Annotated in this window: 21 protein-coding genes; 16 read left to right on the forward strand and 5 right to left on the reverse strand. The window is 58.5% G+C overall.

Going from position 1 to position 19,315, the window contains the following annotated elements:
• Nucleotides 1-260 precede the first annotated feature (260 nt).
• From ACCW71_RS18805 to ddpX, 3 genes are all read left to right on the forward strand, one after another.
• Nucleotides 261-530 (forward strand): helix-turn-helix transcriptional regulator, encoded by a 270-nt coding sequence (locus tag ACCW71_RS18805; protein WP_436374020.1) that lies wholly within the window; start codon nucleotides 261-263, stop codon nucleotides 528-530.
• Between the two features lie 54 nt (nucleotides 531-584).
• A complete protein-coding gene (locus ACCW71_RS18810; RefSeq protein ID WP_436374022.1) occupies nucleotides 585-881 on the forward strand; it encodes a hypothetical protein in 297 nt (98 codons plus the stop codon).
• Nucleotides 882-1,076: 195 nt separating this feature from the next.
• Nucleotides 1,077-1,658 (forward strand): D-alanyl-D-alanine dipeptidase, encoded by a 582-nt coding sequence (gene ddpX, locus ACCW71_RS18815; RefSeq protein ID WP_436374024.1) that lies wholly within the window; start codon nucleotides 1,077-1,079, stop codon nucleotides 1,656-1,658.
• A gap of 128 nt (nucleotides 1,659-1,786) precedes the next feature.
• Here the strand turns inward: ddpX and ACCW71_RS18820 are convergent, their stop codons facing one another.
• Nucleotides 1,787-2,023 carry a DUF2171 domain-containing protein gene (locus ACCW71_RS18820; RefSeq protein ID WP_436374026.1) on the reverse strand — a complete coding sequence of 79 codons (237 nt, stop codon included), beginning with the start codon at nucleotides 2,021-2,023 and terminating at the stop codon, nucleotides 1,787-1,789.
• 347 nt (nucleotides 2,024-2,370) lie between these two features.
• Between ACCW71_RS18820 and ACCW71_RS18825 the strand changes: the two genes are divergently transcribed.
• From ACCW71_RS18825 to ACCW71_RS18870, 10 genes are all read left to right on the forward strand, one after another.
• Nucleotides 2,371-2,967 (forward strand): DUF1349 domain-containing protein, encoded by a 597-nt coding sequence (locus ACCW71_RS18825; RefSeq protein ID WP_436374028.1) that lies wholly within the window; start codon nucleotides 2,371-2,373, stop codon nucleotides 2,965-2,967.
• 151 nt (nucleotides 2,968-3,118) lie between these two features.
• Nucleotides 3,119-4,084 carry a magnesium/cobalt transporter CorA gene (gene corA / locus ACCW71_RS18830; RefSeq protein ID WP_436374030.1) on the forward strand — a complete coding sequence of 322 codons (966 nt, stop codon included), beginning with the start codon at nucleotides 3,119-3,121 and terminating at the stop codon, nucleotides 4,082-4,084.
• A 371-nt stretch (nucleotides 4,085-4,455) separates the two neighbouring features.
• The gene (locus tag ACCW71_RS18835) at nucleotides 4,456-5,823 is read left to right on the forward strand and encodes a cytochrome ubiquinol oxidase subunit I (protein WP_436374032.1); all 1,368 of its coding nucleotides are present in this window, start codon (nucleotides 4,456-4,458) and stop codon (nucleotides 5,821-5,823) included.
• A gap of 9 nt (nucleotides 5,824-5,832) precedes the next feature.
• On the forward strand, nucleotides 5,833-6,768 hold the full coding sequence (locus ACCW71_RS18840; RefSeq protein WP_436374034.1) for a cytochrome d ubiquinol oxidase subunit II: 936 nt from the start codon (nucleotides 5,833-5,835) through the stop codon (nucleotides 6,766-6,768).
• A 68-nt stretch (nucleotides 6,769-6,836) separates the two neighbouring features.
• Nucleotides 6,837-7,346, forward strand: a complete 510-nt coding sequence (locus ACCW71_RS18845) for a hypothetical protein (protein ID WP_436374036.1) — start codon at nucleotides 6,837-6,839, stop codon at nucleotides 7,344-7,346.
• Nucleotides 7,347-7,358: 12 nt separating this feature from the next.
• Nucleotides 7,359-7,808: a DUF421 domain-containing protein gene (locus ACCW71_RS18850; protein ID WP_436374038.1), complete on the forward strand. Its 450-nt coding sequence runs from the start codon at nucleotides 7,359-7,361 to the stop codon at nucleotides 7,806-7,808.
• A 195-nt stretch (nucleotides 7,809-8,003) separates the two neighbouring features.
• Entirely contained in the window at nucleotides 8,004-8,237 is a 234-nt protein-coding gene (locus tag ACCW71_RS18855) for a hypothetical protein (RefSeq protein WP_436374040.1), read from the forward strand.
• 232 nt (nucleotides 8,238-8,469) lie between these two features.
• The gene (locus ACCW71_RS18860) at nucleotides 8,470-8,742 is read left to right on the forward strand and encodes a cupin domain-containing protein (protein ID WP_436374042.1); all 273 of its coding nucleotides are present in this window, start codon (nucleotides 8,470-8,472) and stop codon (nucleotides 8,740-8,742) included.
• A gap of 14 nt (nucleotides 8,743-8,756) precedes the next feature.
• Nucleotides 8,757-9,182: a DUF4186 domain-containing protein gene (locus tag ACCW71_RS18865; protein ID WP_436374123.1), complete on the forward strand. Its 426-nt coding sequence runs from the start codon at nucleotides 8,757-8,759 to the stop codon at nucleotides 9,180-9,182.
• Nucleotides 9,183-9,321: 139 nt separating this feature from the next.
• Nucleotides 9,322-9,639 (forward strand): hypothetical protein, encoded by a 318-nt coding sequence (locus ACCW71_RS18870; RefSeq protein ID WP_436374044.1) that lies wholly within the window; start codon nucleotides 9,322-9,324, stop codon nucleotides 9,637-9,639.
• Between the two features lie 69 nt (nucleotides 9,640-9,708).
• On the opposite strand, the gene ACCW71_RS18875 is transcribed toward ACCW71_RS18870, so the two are convergent.
• Nucleotides 9,709-10,932, reverse strand: a complete 1,224-nt coding sequence (locus ACCW71_RS18875) for an AI-2E family transporter (RefSeq protein ID WP_436374046.1) — start codon at nucleotides 10,930-10,932, stop codon at nucleotides 9,709-9,711.
• Nucleotides 10,933-11,285: 353 nt separating this feature from the next.
• On the opposite strand from ACCW71_RS18875, the gene ACCW71_RS18880 reads away from it, so the two are divergent.
• Complete coding sequence (locus ACCW71_RS18880; protein WP_436374048.1) at nucleotides 11,286-11,633, forward strand: hypothetical protein; 348 nt, start codon at nucleotides 11,286-11,288, stop codon at nucleotides 11,631-11,633.
• On the opposite strand, the gene ACCW71_RS18885 is transcribed toward ACCW71_RS18880, so the two are convergent.
• The gene (locus ACCW71_RS18885; RefSeq protein ID WP_436374050.1) at nucleotides 11,630-15,394 is read right to left on the reverse strand and encodes an NAD(P)-binding protein; all 3,765 of its coding nucleotides are present in this window, start codon (nucleotides 15,392-15,394) and stop codon (nucleotides 11,630-11,632) included. The two genes, ACCW71_RS18880 and ACCW71_RS18885, sit on opposite strands and share 4 nt — an antisense overlap.
• 593 nt (nucleotides 15,395-15,987) lie before the next feature.
• Between ACCW71_RS18885 and ACCW71_RS18890 the strand changes: the two genes are divergently transcribed.
• Together ACCW71_RS18890 and ACCW71_RS18895 are read left to right on the forward strand one after the other, a co-directional pair.
• A complete protein-coding gene (locus tag ACCW71_RS18890; protein ID WP_436374052.1) occupies nucleotides 15,988-16,680 on the forward strand; it encodes a YetF domain-containing protein in 693 nt (230 codons plus the stop codon).
• Between the two features lie 133 nt (nucleotides 16,681-16,813).
• The gene (locus tag ACCW71_RS18895; protein ID WP_436374054.1) at nucleotides 16,814-17,020 is read left to right on the forward strand and encodes a hypothetical protein; all 207 of its coding nucleotides are present in this window, start codon (nucleotides 16,814-16,816) and stop codon (nucleotides 17,018-17,020) included.
• Nucleotides 17,021-17,102: 82 nt separating this feature from the next.
• Here ACCW71_RS18895 and ACCW71_RS18900 read toward each other — a convergent pair whose 3' ends face one another.
• Nucleotides 17,103-18,296 (reverse strand): zinc-dependent alcohol dehydrogenase, encoded by a 1,194-nt coding sequence (locus ACCW71_RS18900; protein ID WP_436374056.1) that lies wholly within the window; start codon nucleotides 18,294-18,296, stop codon nucleotides 17,103-17,105.
• A 149-nt stretch (nucleotides 18,297-18,445) separates the two neighbouring features.
• Entirely contained in the window at nucleotides 18,446-19,033 is a 588-nt protein-coding gene (locus tag ACCW71_RS18905; protein WP_436374058.1) for a hypothetical protein, read from the reverse strand.
• Nucleotides 19,034-19,315: the final 282 nt, after the last annotated feature.

Consider the following 19,315-nt stretch of genomic DNA (forward strand, 5'->3'; position numbering starts at 1 on the left):
CCATAAATTGGATAAATGTAAAATTTTTAAGTTTTTGTGCCATTTATAAAGATATCTCCTGATGGCATGTTTGATGAGGAAAACAGCATTAACTCATATAATGCATTGAATATTAATGTTTTTTCCTTTGATTATTAAAGTAAATAAAATTTAAGATGCCCGCTATGAAAATTTTCTTATTATGAGGTTACTTGTTACAGCGCTCAGGCAAAGACCCTTTTTGATAAAGGGTTATAGCGTAATCATACGTCGGGATTTTTATGCGAGTAATAAACACAGACGGTAATCCAATCGTCCTTAATGGCCATGAGATATGCATCATCTGGTTTCTTATGACGGGAATGAAGCCTAAAGAGATCTCTCGTTTCATGAAAATAAAGGAGCAGAATATCAGTTATTACAAACGGAAGGTTATGAGAAAGTTGCATGTAAGTAATAACTTTGAATTTTTCTCATGGTTTCTGAATAACAGAAAGGTGTTCAGTCATGAACGAGCAGAGTCTTTTATACTGAAAAGGGGCGAGTTGTGAGGCGCCTGCCGTCGCGCATTCAACGGCATTAACCTGATAACCGAGGAGTCTGAGATGAACGATGCCCACAATGAAGCTGAAAAAAAGATTATTGCTGATACGCTGGATTTTTATACCCGCAAACTTATTGCTGATACGGTTGCGCTGATTCACCAGACTGAGCGCGATGCGAATAAGAGGCTTAATGAAAACAATATTCATTTTGATCTCTTTTCACCCGCCAATGTGGATTACCTTACCGCTGCTCTGCATGACGCGCTGTTTGATCGTCTGCACAAAGGCGATATTGAATTAGCAAAGCTCATTCTTACTATGAATGGAAAGCGAGTGGGAGTCTGTCACGACAGGTAAACCGCAGTCGAAGCGGGTACCTGAAATTCCCTGTCTGCGACTGAGTGCAGAGCATGAGCCTCGCGGTCTATGCTGATGCTCTGTTTCTGAGCCGCGCGAATACCCCAACCCTCATACTTTTTTTACCCCTGCCATAATGTCATGATGACGGCTTCTTATATCGCTACCGAGCCAGCTGAAGGAGCCTTACCCCTTATGGAAAGCCATTCTCTTATTGATATTCGTGCCGCGTTTCCGCAACTCTCCATCGACCTTAAATATGCCACGGCGGATAACCTGACCGGTCAGCCGATCTACAGTGGCGCGCACTGCCTGCTGCATGCGGATGCGGCACAGGCGCTCTCTGAATCTATCAACATCGCCAGCGTCGCGGGTTACCGGCTGCTGATCCTTGACGCCTACCGGCCGCCGGAAGCGCAGGCGATCCTGTGGCGCGCCTGCCCGAATCAGGACTATGTGGCACCGCTGTCGCGCGGATCGAATCACAGTCGCGGCACCGCGCTGGACGTTACGCTGATTGATGAGCAGGGCAGGATAGTGGATATGGGCACCGGCTTTGATGAAATGAGTGAGCTTTCTCACCCCTATCATCCCGCAGTGGCGATTCAGGCGCAGCGCAACCGGCTGATGCTGAATGCCATTATGCTGGCAGGCGGATTCACCGGCATCGCCACCGAGTGGTGGCACTTTGAACTGCCTGACTCAGAGAATTATCCGTTGATAGCGGATCTGTTCAGCTGTCACTCCGCGTCGCAGGCTGAAAATGTAACTCAGTAGCGATAGCGGTCAGCAGGCACAGGACTGGAATGATGGGATACAGAGGGTGAAGGTACAGAGAGCAAATCAGGGGATAGGACGTTGAGGTGCGGATAAAAACAGCCGTGGCGTGAGCCACGGCCAGTCAATCAGGCAGATTGCCATTCGCTTTCAATCTCAGCTTTCTCTTTAGAGAGGATGACTTTGTTATCATCCACCTCTTTTACCCAGCTGAAAGGAATAATATGGTGTTTGCCACCCGCTTCCGGGTCGCTTTTCGCCAGTTTGATCTCATCGTTGCCTTCGAAATGGTCAACGATACCGACATGTTCGCCGTTCACATCAACAACCTGCGCGTGATCTAAAATTTCTGATTTATCTACCATGGTCACTTAATCCTTATCGTTGATGATTTCTGTTTGATGAGGTCAGTTGCCCTCAGACAGATTAAGCCTGGACGTTAAAAATCGTTTTCGCCAGATATTAACAAAATGAAATATTTAATTTTCCGGTCTGCCCGGAATTATATTTTGCGCTGGACCGGATTAGACCGTCACAGCTCATACCGCACTCCACGCCCGGTTATTCACTCTTAAAGCAAACGCTGCTTCAGGCCCTGCCGCAGCACAGCCCCATCCTTTCCTCATCCGGTAACGGCTATGATTATCACTTCACGCCAGGGCGTTCAGACTCAGGCGACCGGCTGAGCCTATCTTTCCGAAAAGGAGCCTGTATGAGAGCAGTCAGTTCGATCATTAGCGAAGGCGGTATCTGGATTAACCAGCCGCCGGTTCACCGCCTTGAGGGCGATACGCTCCAGTTTGAAACCGCGCTTAACAGCGACTTCTGGCAGCGCACCTGGTATGGCTTCGAACGACACAGCGGCCACGCTTTTGGTTTTATGGTGGAGCATGACTTTACCGTTCAGGTGCAGGTGAGGGCGGAGTTCCAGGCGCTCTATGACCAGGCAGGGCTGTTTATCCAGGATGATGAGACGCACTGGGTTAAGGCGGGCATTGAGCTCAATGATAATCAGCCCGCCATCGGCAGCGTGGTGACACGTGAGTACTCCGACTGGTCTACCGGGGTGTTTCCCGGCGATGCGCGCCAGTTCTGGCTGCGCGCCACGCTGGAAAAGGCGGTGCTGAGAATTCAGTACTCCAGCGATGGGCTGAGCTGGCCGCTGTTGCGGCTCTGCCCGTGGCCCGGCGGCGCGCGGCGCTTTGTCGGGGTGATGGGCTGCTCCCCGGAGCGTGAAGGGCTGGCGATCGGCTTCAGCGACTTCAGGCTGGGCGCGCCGCTCGGTAAAGCACTGCATGACCTGTCATAACCCGTGCGCCGCCCATAGCCGCCCCAGCAGTCAGGGCGGAAAGCCTTCTCCACCTGAACGGTCGCATTGCAGCAAATCCTTACGGTTTTTATCCGGTTAGCGGGCTGCCATTGGCTAAGCTGCATCTTATGTCACCACGGGAATGTAAAAGATGATTGTGAGCAGCAGGGTCTACCGTCCGGGATGCGCGGGCGTTGAGGTGGATGTCGAAGACATTAGTGAAGTGATTAAGGAGCCGGAGGCGTTTATCTGGCTCGGCCTGTGGCAGCCGGACGCTGATTTTATGGCGAAAATCAAACAGGAGTTCGGGCTGCACGAACTGGCGGTCGAGGATGCGCTCACCGCCCATCAGCGACCGAAAATTGAACATTATGGCGAGTCGCTGTTTATCGTGGTAAAGACGGTGCGCGCCGCCGACAACAGCTGTGAGCTGGGTGAAACCCACTTCTTTGTCGGGAAAAACTTCCTGATCACCATCCGCCACGGCGCATCGGAAAGCTATACCCCGGTGCGTCAGCGGGCGTCGGAAAACCCGGCGCTGCTGAAGTTCGGCCCCGGGTATCCGCTCTACTGCCTGCTCGATTTTATTGTGGACCGCTACGCCGCACTCTCTGCTGCGCTGAATGAGCGGGTCGGGCAGATGGAGGATAACCTGTTCACCAGCGAGTTTGACCGCAAGTCGGTGCAGACTGTTTATCAGGTGCGGCGTCAGCTGCTGACGCTGCGCAACGCGGCGCTGCCGCTGGAGGAGATTTGCAATCAGCTGATTCACCTGCATGAAGATCTGATCCCCCGTCCGCTGCGCGCCTATATTCGCGACGTGCAGGACCACGCGCGCCATGTGGTGACGGACGCTGAAGATATGCGTGAGATGCTGACCAGTGCCATGCAGGTCAATCTGGCGCTGGTAACGGTGCAGCAGAACGAGGTGGTGAAAAAGCTGGCGGGCTGGGGGGCGATTCTGGTGATCCCGACCGTGGTGTTCAGCATGTATGGCATGAACTTTGAACATATGCCTGAGCTGAAGACGCTCTATGGCTATCCGGCGGCGTTAGGTTTTACCCTGCTGGCCTGCGGCGGACTCTGGGCGAAATTACGGCGTTCGGGCTGGCTTTAATATTCCCCGGCGGCGGGTGCGCTTATTCTGCCGCTGCGCGGCGCTGTTTTTAAGCGCAGCGATAGGTCGCGCGGGAAATAACTTTTTTCACTGGCTGAGCCACCCGGTACTGAAATAAACAGAGCGGCTAAAGCGGTACGGCGTATTTAACTGTCACAATCCTCGCTGGCCGATTTTTTATTTGTTCGCTACGCTGATTATCGGGCGCAATAAGCGCACCCTCTGCGAAAAAATCATTTTAACAGGCTGCGACAGAAGAACATCTTTATATCCGGGGGAAACTGAGATGAGTGAATCTATTAACGCTCCGCGCTTATTTACCCCGGCGGTGAGCCGGTTTAGCCCTGCGCGGGATGTGGAGAGCGGCGCTGATGGTGAATGAGAGCGACTGGGTATTAACCCTCGCCCGCACGCAGTTTGCGCTGACCATGGGCATGCATATCACGCTCGCGGCTCTGACGCTGGGGCTGGCCCCTTTCCTGGTCTGGTTCGAGGCGCGCTGGCTGTGGGGCAAACAGCAGGCCGCCCGCGACGCGCTGCACTTCTGGCTGACCATTTTCTCCCTTACGGTGGCGATAGGCGCAGTCTCCGGGGTGGTGATGGAGTTCCAGTTCGGCACCCACTGGGCGCGCTTTTCCCATCAGGTTGGTGGGGTCATCGGGCCGCTGATGTTTTATGAGGTGCTGATCGCCTTTTTTCTGGAATCCGCCCTGACCGGCGTGATGCTGTTCGGTTTTAATAAAATCCGGCCTGGCGTCCATTTCGCCGTCACCTGTCTGGTGGCGGTCGGGGCGCTGCTCAGCGCCTTCTGGATCCTCGCCGCCAACTCCTGGATGCAGACGCCGGTCGGTTTCACGCGCGACGCCAACGGGACTTTTCTGGCCGACAGCTGGCGCTCGATCTTACTGGCTCCCTCCTTTCCGTGGCGCTTCAGCCATATGGTGCTGGCTTCGCTGATTGCGGTGGCGGTGATGATCACCGGCGTCGCGGCGTGGCGACTGCGCCACTTTAAGGGGGAAGCCGCTTCGCGCCTGATGCTCAACAGCGCGCTGACCTTTCTGCTGGTGGCGGTTCCTGTCCAGATCCTGGTGGGGGATTTGCAGGGTGAAAACACCCGCGACTATCAGCCCGCGAAACTGGCGGCGATCGAAGGGGGCTGGCATCCGCCTGCGCCGGGCGAGGGCGAACCGCTGCGGCTGTTTGCGCTGCCGGATCAGCAGGCGCAGCGTAACCATCTGGAGATCAGCCTGCCCGATCTCGGCTCGCTCTATCTGCGGCACAACCTCTCCGGGCACATTAAAAGCCTGAGCGAATTCCCGGCCGACGCGATCCCGCCGGTGCTGCCGGTTTTTTTCGCCTTTCGCCTGATGGTGGGGATGGGGCTGCTTATCCTGCTCACCACGCTGGTGGCTAACGTGCAGCGCTGGCGCGGACGGCTGATGGTGTCAGGGCGTCTGCTACGCTGGCTGGCGTGGATCTCACCCGCGGGCTTTGTCGCGCTGCTGTCAGGCTGGGTAGTGACTGAAGTGGGGCGTCAGCCCTGGACGGTCTACGGCATGCTGCGGACGGCGCAAAGTGTCTCACCGCTGGCGCTGAGCAGCACGCTCACCATTTTTATCGCGGTGCTGATCATTTACGGCCTGGTCTTTGCCCTCGGCCTGCACTATCTGCTGCGGCGGATTAAGGCTGAATTGCCGTCGGGCAAACCGGTGGTGATAGCGCTGAAAACGCCCCATTAGGAGTCCGCTATGGCCGATCTCTCTGCGCTGATTATCTGCTTCTCTCTGCTGCTCTACCTGCTGCTGGATGGTACTGACCTCGGCGTGGGAATACTGTTTTTCTGGTTTCACGAGGATCAACAGCGCGAGCTGATGACCCACAGCATTCTGCCGGTCTGGGATGCCAATGAGACCTGGCTGGTGCTGGCCGCGGGCGGTTTGCTGGCGCTGTTCCCGCCGGTCTACAGCATGCTGCTGAGTGAGCTGAGCGCGCCGCTGTTTATCATGTTACTGGCGCTGGTGGTGCGGGCGATGGCGCTGGAATATCGCGCCCAGAGCAGCAGCCGGTTACGCCACTGGCTGGACCGGGTGATGGCCAGCAGCTCGGCGCTGGCGACCTTTCTTCAGGGCTGGTGCGCGGGGATGATCATCAGCGCCCAGCCGCAAACCGGCCTGCCCGATGGGCTGAGTCTGGTTCCGCTGATCAGCGGCGCAGGCTTGATGGCGGTTTACTCCCTGCTGGCCTGCTGCTGGATCGGCTGGCGCATTGGCGACCGGGTTCAGCCGCTGGCGGAAATGCAGAGCTGGCTCTGGTGGCTGCTGGCGCTGCTGATTTTTCTGGCGGAACTCTATCTGAACGCGGAAATCTGGCAGCAGAGCTGGCAGCGACCGCTGGGCAAGGTGGCGGGTGTGGCGATCGTCAGCCTGTGGATCCTGCTGCCGCTGGCGCTCTGGCGCGCCCGGCCGCTGTTACAACTGATAGTGACGCTGCTGCTGATCGCCGCGGTTTTTAGCGGTTTGCTGTGCGGCCTCTATCCCTGGTTAGTGCCGTACCAGTTCGCTATCAGCCAGAGCGCGTCGCCGCCGGTGACGCAGGGCTTTGTGCTGGTGGGGGCGGCAATCGCGATGCCGCTGACACTGCTTTATCACAGCTGGTCGTTCTGGATTGAACGGCGCGGTAAATAAGCGGCGGTCAGCTATGCTTCAGGCAGGGTGCAGTCGGGTCAGTGGTGCTGACAGAGGATAATGCCGCAATGAAAAAAGAACCTGGCAGCGGTCGGGATCGGCCGATTAAAGACGATATTCGCTGGATACGCCGCGAATGGCTGATTCAGCGCGTCGGCGAGTATCTGCTCATCATGGTGGTGATCCTGGGCGCATGTGGACTCTTTTCGAAAGGGGTGCTGAGTAACGGCAGCGCCCGGTCGCCGGACGGCGCGATTCAGGTGGAATATGAACGTTTTGGCCGGGTCGAGAGCAATATGGACATGACTATCCGTATTAAATCGCCGCCGGCTGCGCGTTTTAGCGTCACGCTTGGCAATGGCGCGCTGGAGAACCTGCAAATTCAGACGCTGCAACCGCAGCCGCTGGAGGCGGTGACGATGGGGCACGATCTGCGGCTGACCTTCTCGTCACAGGATAGCGGCCCGGATCACGCGATCTGGCTGGGTCTGCAACCCCGCAATCCGGGGCGGGTGGCGGTCAGCGTCAGTAGCGGCGACCATCCTCCGGCCCGTTTTACCCAATGGATCTATCCCTGACCGAGGCGCTCTATGGAAACGGTATTACGTGCCGCAGCGATTTACCTGGTGCTGATGGTGGTGTTTAAAATCGCTGGCAGACGCACGCTGTTACAGATGACCTCTTTTGATCTGATCCTGCTGCTGATCATCAGCGAAGCGACTCAGCAGGCGCTGCTGGGCGATGATTTTTCCGTCACCGGCGCGGCGCTGACCATCATCACGCTGGTCACGATTGATATTGTGCTGGGCAAGCTGAAAAGCCGCTTTCCAGTGGTGGAACAGGCGATCGATGGCGGCCCGGTGATCCTGGTGGAAAATGGCAATCTGCTGACCGAACGCATGAAGATGTCCGGCATCAGCCCCGACGATGTGCTGGAGGCAGCGCGATCGGGCCAGGGGCTGGAGCGCTTTGATCAGATCAAATATGCGGTGCTGGAGGTCAACGGCCATATCTCAATTATTCCGCGCCCGGAAAAATAGCGCCTGAAGCACGCTGCTGACCGCGGTCACGACCGCGTGAAAAACGTTGTGCTGAAGCGGTCTGCCGCCGCGCTGAGCCTGCCGTTTCCCTTGTAATCCTGAGGATTTAGTCCAGACTCAAGGTTCCACTCACGTTTTATCATCAGAGCTGGCCTGACTCCCAATCAGCGTTATGCTTTCACAGTCAGGTTTAAAGTGAATGAATTTAATCGTTTTACCTTCTACCCGGTCACCGGCTGGCACATTGGTCCGCTAAGTGGCCATCAGGCACTGGTGCTGCAATTCGGCTACGTCGACCCCCAGGCGCCGCAGGAGCAACGCTTACAGGAGACGCGCTTTTTCGGTCTGACCATCGAGATGGCGAAAGAGCTGGTCGGCAATCTCAATGAACATATCGCGCTGGCTGAAAAGAACCGCACCGGACATTAATCTCTCAGCGGCAGGCCAGCGATCCTGCTGGCTTAACCGCCAATGCGGAGAGTCACCGCCTCTCTGCTATCCTCCCGCATGACCCTACCACCGCGACTTCCTCTGGGGCTTAGCCCATCCCTCTCTGTTGCGTGGCATCCGCTGCGTCACGTCAGATGCAGCACGGATGGCGATAGCGGGTGATAAAGATCGTCTACACTGCTTAGGATCAGGTCCACATCGAGGAGTTGTAATGACAGAACACGAATTCAGAAAATTATTAGCTGAACAGGGTTTTGCCGAGCCGGTGCTGGTGGAGCGTGCGCCTGCGACCCAGCTCGATAATCATCTCCACCCCTTTGAAGCGCTGGCACTGATTATCAGCGGCGATATGACCATCAGCACGGAACAGGGTGACACCACCTATCATCCCGGCGAGACGTTTCACCTCCAGGCTAACGAGCTGCATCGCGAGGTGTTTGGTGCGCAGGGGGTGCGCTATCTGGCGGGGCGCAAATATGAGTGAGGACGGGGCGAGTGATAAACAACGCTGACGATCTCTTTAGCCGACTGGCCCGTTCGCCGTTTCGCCAGCGCTTTCGGCTGGGGCGCGCCGAGTATGAGATGGCGCACAGCAAAGGGGAATCGCTGTTACGCCAGCACGCCGCAGAGCTGATTGCCCGACGACTGGCACCGGCCGAGCCGCCGAATGATGGCAAACAGACGCCGATGCGCGGTCATCCGGTCTTTATCGCCCAGCACGCCACCGCCACCTGCTGTCGCGGCTGCCTGAGTCAGTGGCATCAGATTGCCCAACATCAGCCGCTGAGCGCGGAGCAGCAGGCGTATGTGGTCGGGGTGCTGATGCAGTGGATCAGCGGCCAGATGCAGCAGCCAGCACCGCCGGCGCGCGTTATCCGCAGCAAACCGCAACCGGATGACGATCCGCAGCTGACGCTGTGGTAGCGGGTGAAAAACGCGCGCTATCGACTTTTTCTGGTGAAAACTGGCCCTTTTCCATTCCTGGTTTATTCTTAAATCTTTCCTGGCAACGCTATGCCAGGATGAAAACCTGACACGGCAACGAGCCATTACAGAGGGAATTATGAAGAAAACAATTATTGCACTGTCTGCTATTTTGCTGGCCTCGCCGGTATTTGCTGCTACCACCACAGACAACACCGTTGCAGAAGCGCACAAAGGCGCTGACACGGCTAAAGAGAAACTGCACAAGACTCAGCATCAGGGCGAAGAGCTGAAGCTGAAGTCTGAGCATGCCGCCGAAGGCAAAAGCAATTCGACGACCAGCAAAATGAGCGAAGGGGCTCAGAAGGGCTGGCACAAAACCAAAGAAGGCACCGAGAAAGGCTGGGATAAAACCAAGCAGGGTGCTGAAGAGCTGAAAAACAAAGCGACCAACTGATTCGCGACCCTTTTCTGTCGCTCAGAAAAAACCCACCGTCAGGTGGGTTTTTTTATGGGCAGCGCAGGCTTACGACCGGTTCGCCGTCGCTGTTTTCTCCTCTTCGGCTAACGCCGAGACTTTGGCTTCCGCTTCGGCGGCGGCATCCGCAGCCGCAGCGGCCGCTTCAGCCGCGGCTTCCGCTGCGGTGTCGGACTGTTTCTTGCCCTCTTCGATCACCTCTTCATCGATCTCTTCGATGTTCTCGCGGTTATCGCGGCCGGAGAGCAGGTTCCAGCAGGCGATAAATAGCGCGGCGATCACCGGACCAATAACAAAACCGTTAATGCCGTAGATCTCCATGCCGCCCAGGGTGGCAATCAGGATCAGATAGTCAGGCATCTTGGTATCTTTACCCACCAGCAGCGGACGCAGAATGTTGTCCACCAGGCCAACAATCACCACAAAGAAACCGACCAGGAACAGCCCTTTCCACAGCGCACCGGTGGCGAAGAAGAAGATCGCCGCGGGCACCCAGATAATGGCGGAACCGACCGCCGGGATCAGCGACAGGAAGGCCATCAACGCGCCCCACAGCAGGCTGCCATCAATGCCGGTAAACCAGAACGCCAGGCCGCCGAGAATACCCTGAACGATCCCCACCACCACGGTGCCTTTTACCGTGGCGCGCGCCACGGCGGCAAACTTCACCATCAGGTGATGCTTGACGTAGGTCGACAGCGGCAGTGCTTCCAGCATCAGATGCAGCAGATAAGAGCCATCTTTCAGCAGGAAGAAGAGCAGGTAGAGCATCACACCAAAGCCGAGGGTAAAGCTGAAGGTGCCTTTGCCAATCATAAAGGCGCTGCCCGCCAGATACTGGCCGCCTTTGAGGGCAAACGACGACAGCTTCTGCTGGATCTGCTCCGCGTTATCCAGATTATTTTCAGCCAGATAGTGTTTGGCCCAGCGCGGCAGATGCTGCAACAGATCGGCGAACACCGCCGGGAACTGCGCCGAGTTGGTCTGTAACTTGTGATAAACCGCGTTGGTCTCCACCACCAGCGACGACGCGATGATCGCCAGCGGGGTGAAAACAATCAGACAGATACAGAGCAGGGTCAGCAGGGCAGCAAGGCCGTTGCGTTCACCCAGCCGGGTGCGCAGGTAACTCTTTAGCGGATGGAAAATCACCGCCAGAATCGCCGCCCATAAAATGGGCGAGAAATAGGGGGAAAGCACCTCAAAAAAGGCGACGGTGGCGATTGCCAGAATCAAAATGAAAAACCCGATGTTCAATCCTTTAAAACGCATGGAAAAACCTCATCTGAAACGTACTCTGGTAAACCTGAACCGCGTGTTCTCCGTGGCTGGCGGCGCAAATGCTGCTGCCGTACCACCGATTCACCGTCAGACTTTTATTTTTTTAACGCGATCGCTGGCCGCATCATGTCGGCTAACTCGCTGAAAGGTCTGGCAGAAAGCGGGAACGGGGTTCGCCCGCTCGCTGCGCGACTTCCGGTGGGGCACGCGCTGCTGCTGATCGCAGCGCGCTGAATCCTACCTTAGCGTAGCGGTTTCGACCATTAATGGTAGGTCAGAGACTCATGATCCCGGTTAATGCTGCCGATAACAGTGTGAAGAGCGGCGAAGGCAGGCGAGGAAAAATGGGCAAACCGATCGGTTTAGTGATGCTGCTGACGCTGGCGTTAACAGGCTGTGCCACCAAGCACTATCCGCAGGCGACGGCGGTGACAGCGGAAGAGTCTGCGAAGCTGGATTGCAGCAGGCTGGATCAGGAGCTGGGTAAAGCGCACAGCGTGCAGAGTGACATCGAGCAGACCGGCCAGTTTGATGCGCTGACCGTGCTGGGCTTTGTCGGCGATTTCGGGCTGGGCAACGGTATCGCGAAATACAACGCCAGCCAGAAAGCGGAGAAGCGACTGAATCAGCTCCAGTCGCTGAAAGCGGCGAAGTGCAGCCAGCGTGTGACCTCGCTGGCTGCGGTGCGTTAGCCGCGGGTCCGTTCGATCACATGCTGCAACCTGACGCTTTCAGCCACGCGCTTACCGGCGAGGAAAGCGTGATCGGAGTTGTAATATTCCCACTCGCTGTAGCGGCCTGACAGATGAATATCCTGGGTCAGCAGCCACTGGCGGATCAGCGTCACATTGTCGCTGCGCGCATGGTCATAGACCACGTAGGCGTAGGGCATATCGACCTCTGAGGCGCAGAGCAGCGCATCGTCGGCGCGGATCATACCGACCCGGATGCAATCCTGGCGGCAGCGTTCAATCAGCGCATCGCCCTCCAGCGGCAGCGGATGCGCCGCGTTATAGGTGATCTCGCAGGTTAAGCCAAAACCGCCCGGCGGATTACAGTGCGGGCTGGCGTTGCCCTGCACAAAGATGCGATGGAACAGGGTATCGCCAGGGTAGTAGATCCAGTGTTTTTCGGTCAGGTCAGCCCGGCCGATGCCGAGATTCACGCAGCGCACCGACACAAACTGCAACTGCGCCGCCGCCCGCTGAACACTCTCCGGCACCTCATCCCCCATCAGTTTAATCAGCTCCGGCAGCGGCATGGTGCTGATCAGCTGCTCATAGCGATAGTGGCGGCCATCCGCCAGCAGCGCGACGTGCGCCTGCGGGTAGAGGCGGGTCAGGCTGGCCCCGGTCTCCAGCGTGCACTTCAGGTGCGGCAGAAAGCCGGACATCAGCGCCTGGAAGCCGCCGCGCAGCGGATAGCCGAAGCGGGCGTTAGGGCCGACCGGCTTGGCCAGCGGTTGCAGCGCGCCATCGATAATCTGCGCCAGATCGGGCAGCGGCACCCGTCCGCCGAGCCAGGAGGTTTCCATTTCGGTCAGCGGCACTTTCCACAGTTTCTGGTTGTAGGGCAGGGCGAAGTGTCGCGCGATGCCTTTACCCCAGGTGCGCATAATGAAGTGGTGAAAATCCTCCCCGCCGTCCACTTCGCCGACGCTGCTGCTCTCATCGGGGATCGCCCCGTCCGCGCAGCAGTCACGCCGTGCCCGCGCCCGATCCAGCGGCACCGCAGGCGCGGCGGTTTCGCCATAACGCGCCTCAATCGCCCCCAGTACGCACTCTTTCACCACCTCGACCGGCAGACCGTGCAGCGCTGACTGAAACGGATAGCGGGTATAGACGCCATCGCTGTAGACCCAGGCTTCCCGCGCCTGCCAGTGCAGGTTGTCGCCGAGCAGCATCTCATAGAGCTGCAACACGTAAGGGTCCTGCGAAAACATGATGTGACCGGCGTAGTCAAAGGTGAACCCCCGATCGTCGATCGAGCGGCACCAGCCGCCGGGGGTGGCGTTTTTCTCCAGCAGGACCGCGCCTTCGCCATAGTGATACCCGGCGCTCAGGCCGGTGGGACCGGCCCCGATAATCAGACAGGGCACCGCGTCGCTCTCCAGCATCGCCGCGGTCAGGCGCGTCACTTTCGCCTGCGGACCGGCGGGGGTGCGTGCCAGTGGCGCAGCGGGCTGCGGCTGCGTCAGGGCCTGCCCGATCAGCTGCGCTATCTGCTCTGCGGTGCGATCCCACGAGGTGGCGTCCACTTTCGCCTGCATCCGGCCCGCCAGCGCCAGCCGTTCCGCGGCGCTCATCGTCATCGCCTGTTCACAGGCGGCGATAAACTCCGCCTGGGTCTGTGCCACGGCGACCTCATCGGCGTAGTGGCGCGCCACATCGACAATGGCGGTACTGACAATCGGCAGCTGTGCCGCCATATACTCCAGCACTTTGGTCGGGGAGATAAAGCGGGTCGAGGCGTTGATGGCGAACGGCATCAGGCAGACGTCCCAGCCCGCCAGGAACTGCGGCAGCGCCTGATAGGGCTGCTGGCCGAGCCAGTGAATGTTGTCGCGCTGCGGCAGAGTGGCGGGATCGATTTTTACCACCGGCCCGACCATGATGATCTGCCATTCGGGATGGCTGTCCGCCAGCGCCGCAATCAGCGGCAGATCGATGCGCTCATCCAGCACGCCATAGTAGCCGAGGCGCTGCGCCGGGATCGCATCCTGCAATGGATGATGGTTGCTGCGATCGCGCGCCTGCTCAAAATGGATGGCATCGACGCTGCTGGGGAAACAGTGGACCTGCGGATGCTTATCGCGCTTCGCCTCATACAGGCTGGAGCCGCCGGTAAACACCAGATCGGCGCGGCTCATCAGTGCCGATTCGCGCTGTTGCAGCTGGCGCGGCGCGTTATGGAAGGCGGAAAGCTCATCCATGCAGTCGTAGATCACCAGCCGTGGCGTAAACGGCGTCAGCAGCGGCAGCGCCATCGGGGTATAGAACCAGACCAGCGGCTGTTCATCCTCCGCCAGCAGTGGAGCCAGCAGCAGTTGCAGCGGAGCGATCTGGCTGTCGTGAAAGCCGGGTGCCTCGATGTCGGTGTGGGGCTGGATCACCGTGATGTTGGCCGCGGGCGAACTCTGGTGCAGGCCCGGCGGACCCGCCTGCCAGACCGGCTCCTCCACGAAGAGCACCCGGTAGTGCTGCGCCAGGCGTGTCAGTAACTGCTGCGGGCGCTGAAACACAAATCCCCAGCGTAAATGGCTAAAAACAATCAGAACAGGTGAATTCATAGCGGACTCCTGACAAGGCCGTGGTTGGGGGTAAAAACGCTGCAACGATCGCTGCGCCTGGCGTAATGCGTTGGCATAAGGCTGCTGTAACTGGCGGGCACAGGGATCGGCTCCCAGCCGATCGAGATCCCATAAGCCGCTGCGGGTCCAGAAGGTGGTCTCCTCCCACAACGGGCGATCGACGATCGGGTAGAGGCAGATGCCGAGCAGCGGCACACCGGCGAGCTGCGCCTGGGCGACCTGGGCACCGATCTCGCCGATCCAGGCACCCCGTCCGCTGCCGACGTGGCTGGTCTCGGCCAGCAGCAGCGGGCGCTGATAGCGCTGCCAGACCCGCTCCAGCATCTGGTGCAGCGGCAGGCGACGCTGGTCGCCCAGGTGCCAGCTGAGCCGCCGGTTCGAGCCCTGCTCCCACTGGTTGTCGTGGTAATAGTTGACGCCAACCAGATCGAGGTAACGCGGTGCGCCGCCCAGCTCCGGGTGACGCCGGCCGCTCAGCATGTCCCACGCCTGATACTGGGTGTCGCTCATCGCCTGCGCCAGCGCATCGCTGGCGGGATCGGCGGGATCGGGCGCGATATGGATCAGCGGATCGCAGTGCAGGAGACGCGCCCGCGGATCGGCCTGCCAGATCGCATCGCAGGCCGCCAGGGTGGCGCGCACCAGCTGCTGCTTGGCCGCATCCGCCACATCCGGTTGCGGCACCGCCCGACAGGGAAACAGCCCGACCGAGATGCCCCAGCTGACAAAGGAGATCTCATTCATCGGGGAGTAGACCGGCGGCTGCGAATACCAGGGAGCCAGAAAGCGGGCCAGCGCGCCGCAAAAGGCGGCGAAACGGCTGACAAACTCCTCATCAAACAGGCTGAGGCCCGCGGGCCAGCCGTAGTGGCAGAAGGTCCAGCTCAGCTGGATGCCCTGTTGCTGTGCCGCCTGCATCCGGGCCGCGACCGTCGAGAAGTCATAGCGGCCATCGCGTTCACATAGCCGCCAGCCGACGCTCTCGCGTACCGTACGCATCCCGAACGGGGCCAGAGCGGCGTAATCCTGCGCCAGCCGCGTCTGATGCTGATTCAGGTCGTTCATCGACAGCGCAACGCCCGCCGGATTGATATGGTCGGCCCCTTCGTAGCCCGCCTGCCAGAAACTGGAAAATGGCGTCATGGCATCCCCCGAAAAAAAGCAACACGCTTCCCGCTGACGAGCCGTGGTGAAACGGGTCAGGGCGTTTTTTGGTATGCAAAACAGACTGGCGGATCAGGCCACTCTTAACTGACACTGATGGGCAATCCCTGCCAGATGCGACGGACACTGAAAAGCAGGCGTCAGGTCCTGTCGGGTAATCGACGAGTGAGATAGCAGATGGGCGCTATCGGCAGGAAAAAAGGCTGAGTTCCCGTGACGTTATCGTCATTTCTGGAAGACTTACTGGAAAGTATAGGTGGGTAATAACGTTTCGCAATTTATTGATGTAAAAAGAAAAAGCGCAGCGGCATAAAATGATCCGATAAAAACAGGAAAATTCCGCACCGTTTTTTCTCTGCACTGAAATAAGCGAAACGTGAGCCGGCAGCGCGTGATTTTCAGCTTTGTGAACCTTTTCCTCGACATGCAGCCAGGTCAGACTACCCACTCTCAGCATCACTGCTTCGCTTGCCTTTTTAGCGGCGAGCGCCAGGATCTATTTTTCACTGGCCTGCAATCTGCGGGCCGTTACCGGGGCGGCGTCCCCTCTATGACAGGATGTTTGGTAGGCTATGTTCTCATTCGACTGGCACCGTTTCTTACTTAACGATCAACCCATCACCTTTCTGTTCGAAGTGATGGCGCGGGTCACTATCGCCTGGCTGGTGGTGTTTACCTTTCTGAAAGTCTCAGGGCGGCGCGGGGTGCGGCAGCTCTCACTGTTTGAGCTGGTGGTGATCCTGACGCTCGGCTCCGCCTCCGGTGACGTCACCTTCTATGATGACGTGCCGGTGCTGCCGGTTATCATGGTGTTTGTGGTGCTGCTGGCGCTCTATCGCATGACCACCTGGCTGACGGCGCACAGTTCGCGCTTCTCCCGCTTTATTCAGGGCGACGTGATCACCCTGATCAAAGAGGGGCTGTATGTGCTGGAGAGTCTGGATCAGCTGAATATTTCTGAAGATGAGTTCTATATGGAGTTGCGTCAGAGCGGAGTAGAGCATCTGGGCCAGCTCCGGCTGGCGCTGGTGGAGGTGGATGGTCAGCTCAGCCTCTACTTTTATGATGACACGGAGATGCGCGCCGGATTAAGCGTGTTGCCGCCAGAGCACCGGCCGGTGTTTCGCCACGCGCCGGTGAGCGGGCTTTACGCCTGTACCCACTGTGGCCAGACCCAGCCGCTTGACGAGCAGCAGCAGGCGACCTGCCCGCGCTGTCAGCGATCGCTCTGGTCCACGGCGCTGAAGGTGCGCCGTCTGCATTAATCGTGGCGGTGGCTGAACGGCGGTTAAACCGGTTGCGGCTTGTTCCCGCTCACCACATAACTTTGCCTGTCACTGACAGAAAATGAAAAGCCTTCAGGCAGCATAGCGCTACCCGTTCCGTTGAGGTTTCACTATGAAAGCCAGGCTGGCCAGTGCACTACTCTTTTTACTGTTATCGTTTGGCGCGTTTTCACAGCAGGTGATCAGCGAAAGCCACCCCCATTCACGCAGTGCGCGACTGCTGGAGCAGGGCAATCAGGTGGATACCGCGGATACCCCGGATGAACATTTGCAGGAGAGACGGGAAGGGCGCAGCAGCCTGCAACGCAGGCCATATTAGCGTGAAGCCACCGGCCAAGCGATCGGCCGGTGGCGGAGTGGCGCGCGGCCCGGCCCCGCTCAGGGCCAGGCCGCGCGGTCGATCAGAGCGTCGCCTGGCTCGCCGCCATACCGGGCACCAGGATCACCTTACGGCACTCCTCTTTACGTTTGGCGAAAATATCATAGCCGCGGGCGGCATCTTCCAGTGGCAGGTGGTGCGTCACAATCTCTTCCGGCGTCAGATGACCCTGCTCAATCAGTTTCAGCAGATCGGGCAGGTAGGCGTGGACGTGGGTCTGGCCCATCTTAAAGGTCAGCCCCTTATCGAAGGCGTCACCAAACAGGAAGCCGTGAATAAAGCCAGCATAGACTCCCGGCACGCTGACAATACCGCCGCGCCGTACCGCCGCGATACACTGCCGTAACGCTTTGCCGCTGCTGCCCTCCAGCTTGAGATTACTGAGCACGGTTTCGGTCAGGCTGCCTTTCGCCTCAAAGCCAACGGCGTCGATCACCGCGTCAACGCCACGATTGCCGGTGCTGTGCTCAATGATCCAGGCGGCGGGATCGTCAATCTCATCGAAGTTAATCGGGATCACACCGTAACGCTCACGGGCAAAGTTTAAACGGTAGTTGTTGTGGTCGATCATGTAGATCTGCTCCGCGCCCTGTTGCCGGGCGCAGGCGGCGCTGAGTAACCCGACCGGACCGGCACCGAAAATCGCCAGGCTGGAGCCCGCTTTGACCTCGGCGTTTTTAACCGCCTGCCAGGCGGTAGGCAGAATGTCCGACAGGAACAGCACTTTCTCATCCGACAGTACCGGCGGCACCTTAAACGGGCCGGTGTTGGCTTTCGGCACCCGGACATATTCCGCCTGACCGCCTGGCACGCCACCATAAAGTTTACTGTAGCCAAACAGCGCAGCGGGCGGGGTGATGTTTTTGCGGTTGAGGATGGCACCCCGGCCGCTGTTGGTATTTTCACAGGCGGCGTACTGATTGAGCAGACAGAAAAAACAGTCGCCACAAGCGATGACGAAGGGGATAACCACCCGATCGCCTTTGGCGACCGCGGTCACCGCACTGCCAGCTTCAACCACTTCGCCCATAAACTCATGGCCAAAAATATCGCCATGATCGGTGCCGGGAATTTTGCCGTGATAGAGGTGCAGGTCAGAGCCACAAATAGCGGTGGCGGTGACGCGCAGAATGATGTCATCTGCGGCTTCCAGGCCAGGATCGGGTACATTATCCACGCTGACTTTATGGGGACCATGATAGGTTAATGCTTTCATCTGCTTATCTCCTGCTGATCGAGGGACGGCGGCCACAGGCAGAGGCCTGGCCGCCAGCGGGACAGACTCAGGCGAACCTGAAATCGAAACCTGGCTAAAGTGTAGTTACGCTCTGCCAGGTAAGCAGAGCGGCAGGGCGGTATCGCGCGCTAATCGGGCTGCGCAGGCAGACTGGCCGCGGCGGGGGCGACCCGCGCGGAGGACGCAGAGGGCACGGCTATCAGGTCGGCAAAGGCGCGCCGGTAGGGGGTGTCGATCTGCGCTGGCACCTGTTCGATGTAGCGAAAAGCGTGCTCGCGGGTTTCACCGCTGAGCTGTTGCAGATAGCGGCGCGCCTCCTCCAGCGTCGGGATGCGGCCCTCAATACCCGCCATGCAGGCGGGCAGGCCGGTCCAGACCACCCCCTCAATGCCTTTTGCCCGTGCCCACTCCGCCAGTGGCCCCACCGCGCTCTCTGTCACCGCCATCATTCCTATGCCATCGGCCCGGCTCTCCGGGATCGCTTCCCGCAGGCGCAACGCGCGACAGGCGCTCTCCAGCGAGGCGGTATTCAGCCAGGCCCAGAGCACCGGCACCGGGCTGGCGTTGAGGCAGATCGCCGTAGAGAGCTCGCCACCGTCACTGACGCGGACAAACTCAATCGGCACGGCCGGGCCATCGTGATGCCACTGGCTGGCCACCGGCAGATCGCCGGTTTTCCAGATCAATGACCCCCATCCCAGGCAGGCAATTTTCATTCTCTTCTCCTGTAAAGCTGTCAGCGTAACGCGGTCAGATAGAGATAAAGCGTAGCCGGTTAGTGGGAACCGTTACAGCGATCACCTTTTTGCTGCGGAAAAGCCGCCGCAAAAATGGCATGATCGCCGCGCGGTTACTTTGCACAACCTGACGGTTTTTCAGGCAATCCATGCATGCTTTTCGGCTTAACTTGAACTTTTAACGTCAGGTAGTGTAAAAAGTGGCGCACGCAATCGATTACCTTTGCACGGGCGGGTCAGGCTCAGCGGTTGTCTGCGGCA

Source organism: Pantoea sp. C2G6 (assembly GCF_051336815.1).
In the GTDB taxonomy this organism is placed as follows: Bacteria; Pseudomonadota; Gammaproteobacteria; order Enterobacterales; family Enterobacteriaceae; genus Pantoea.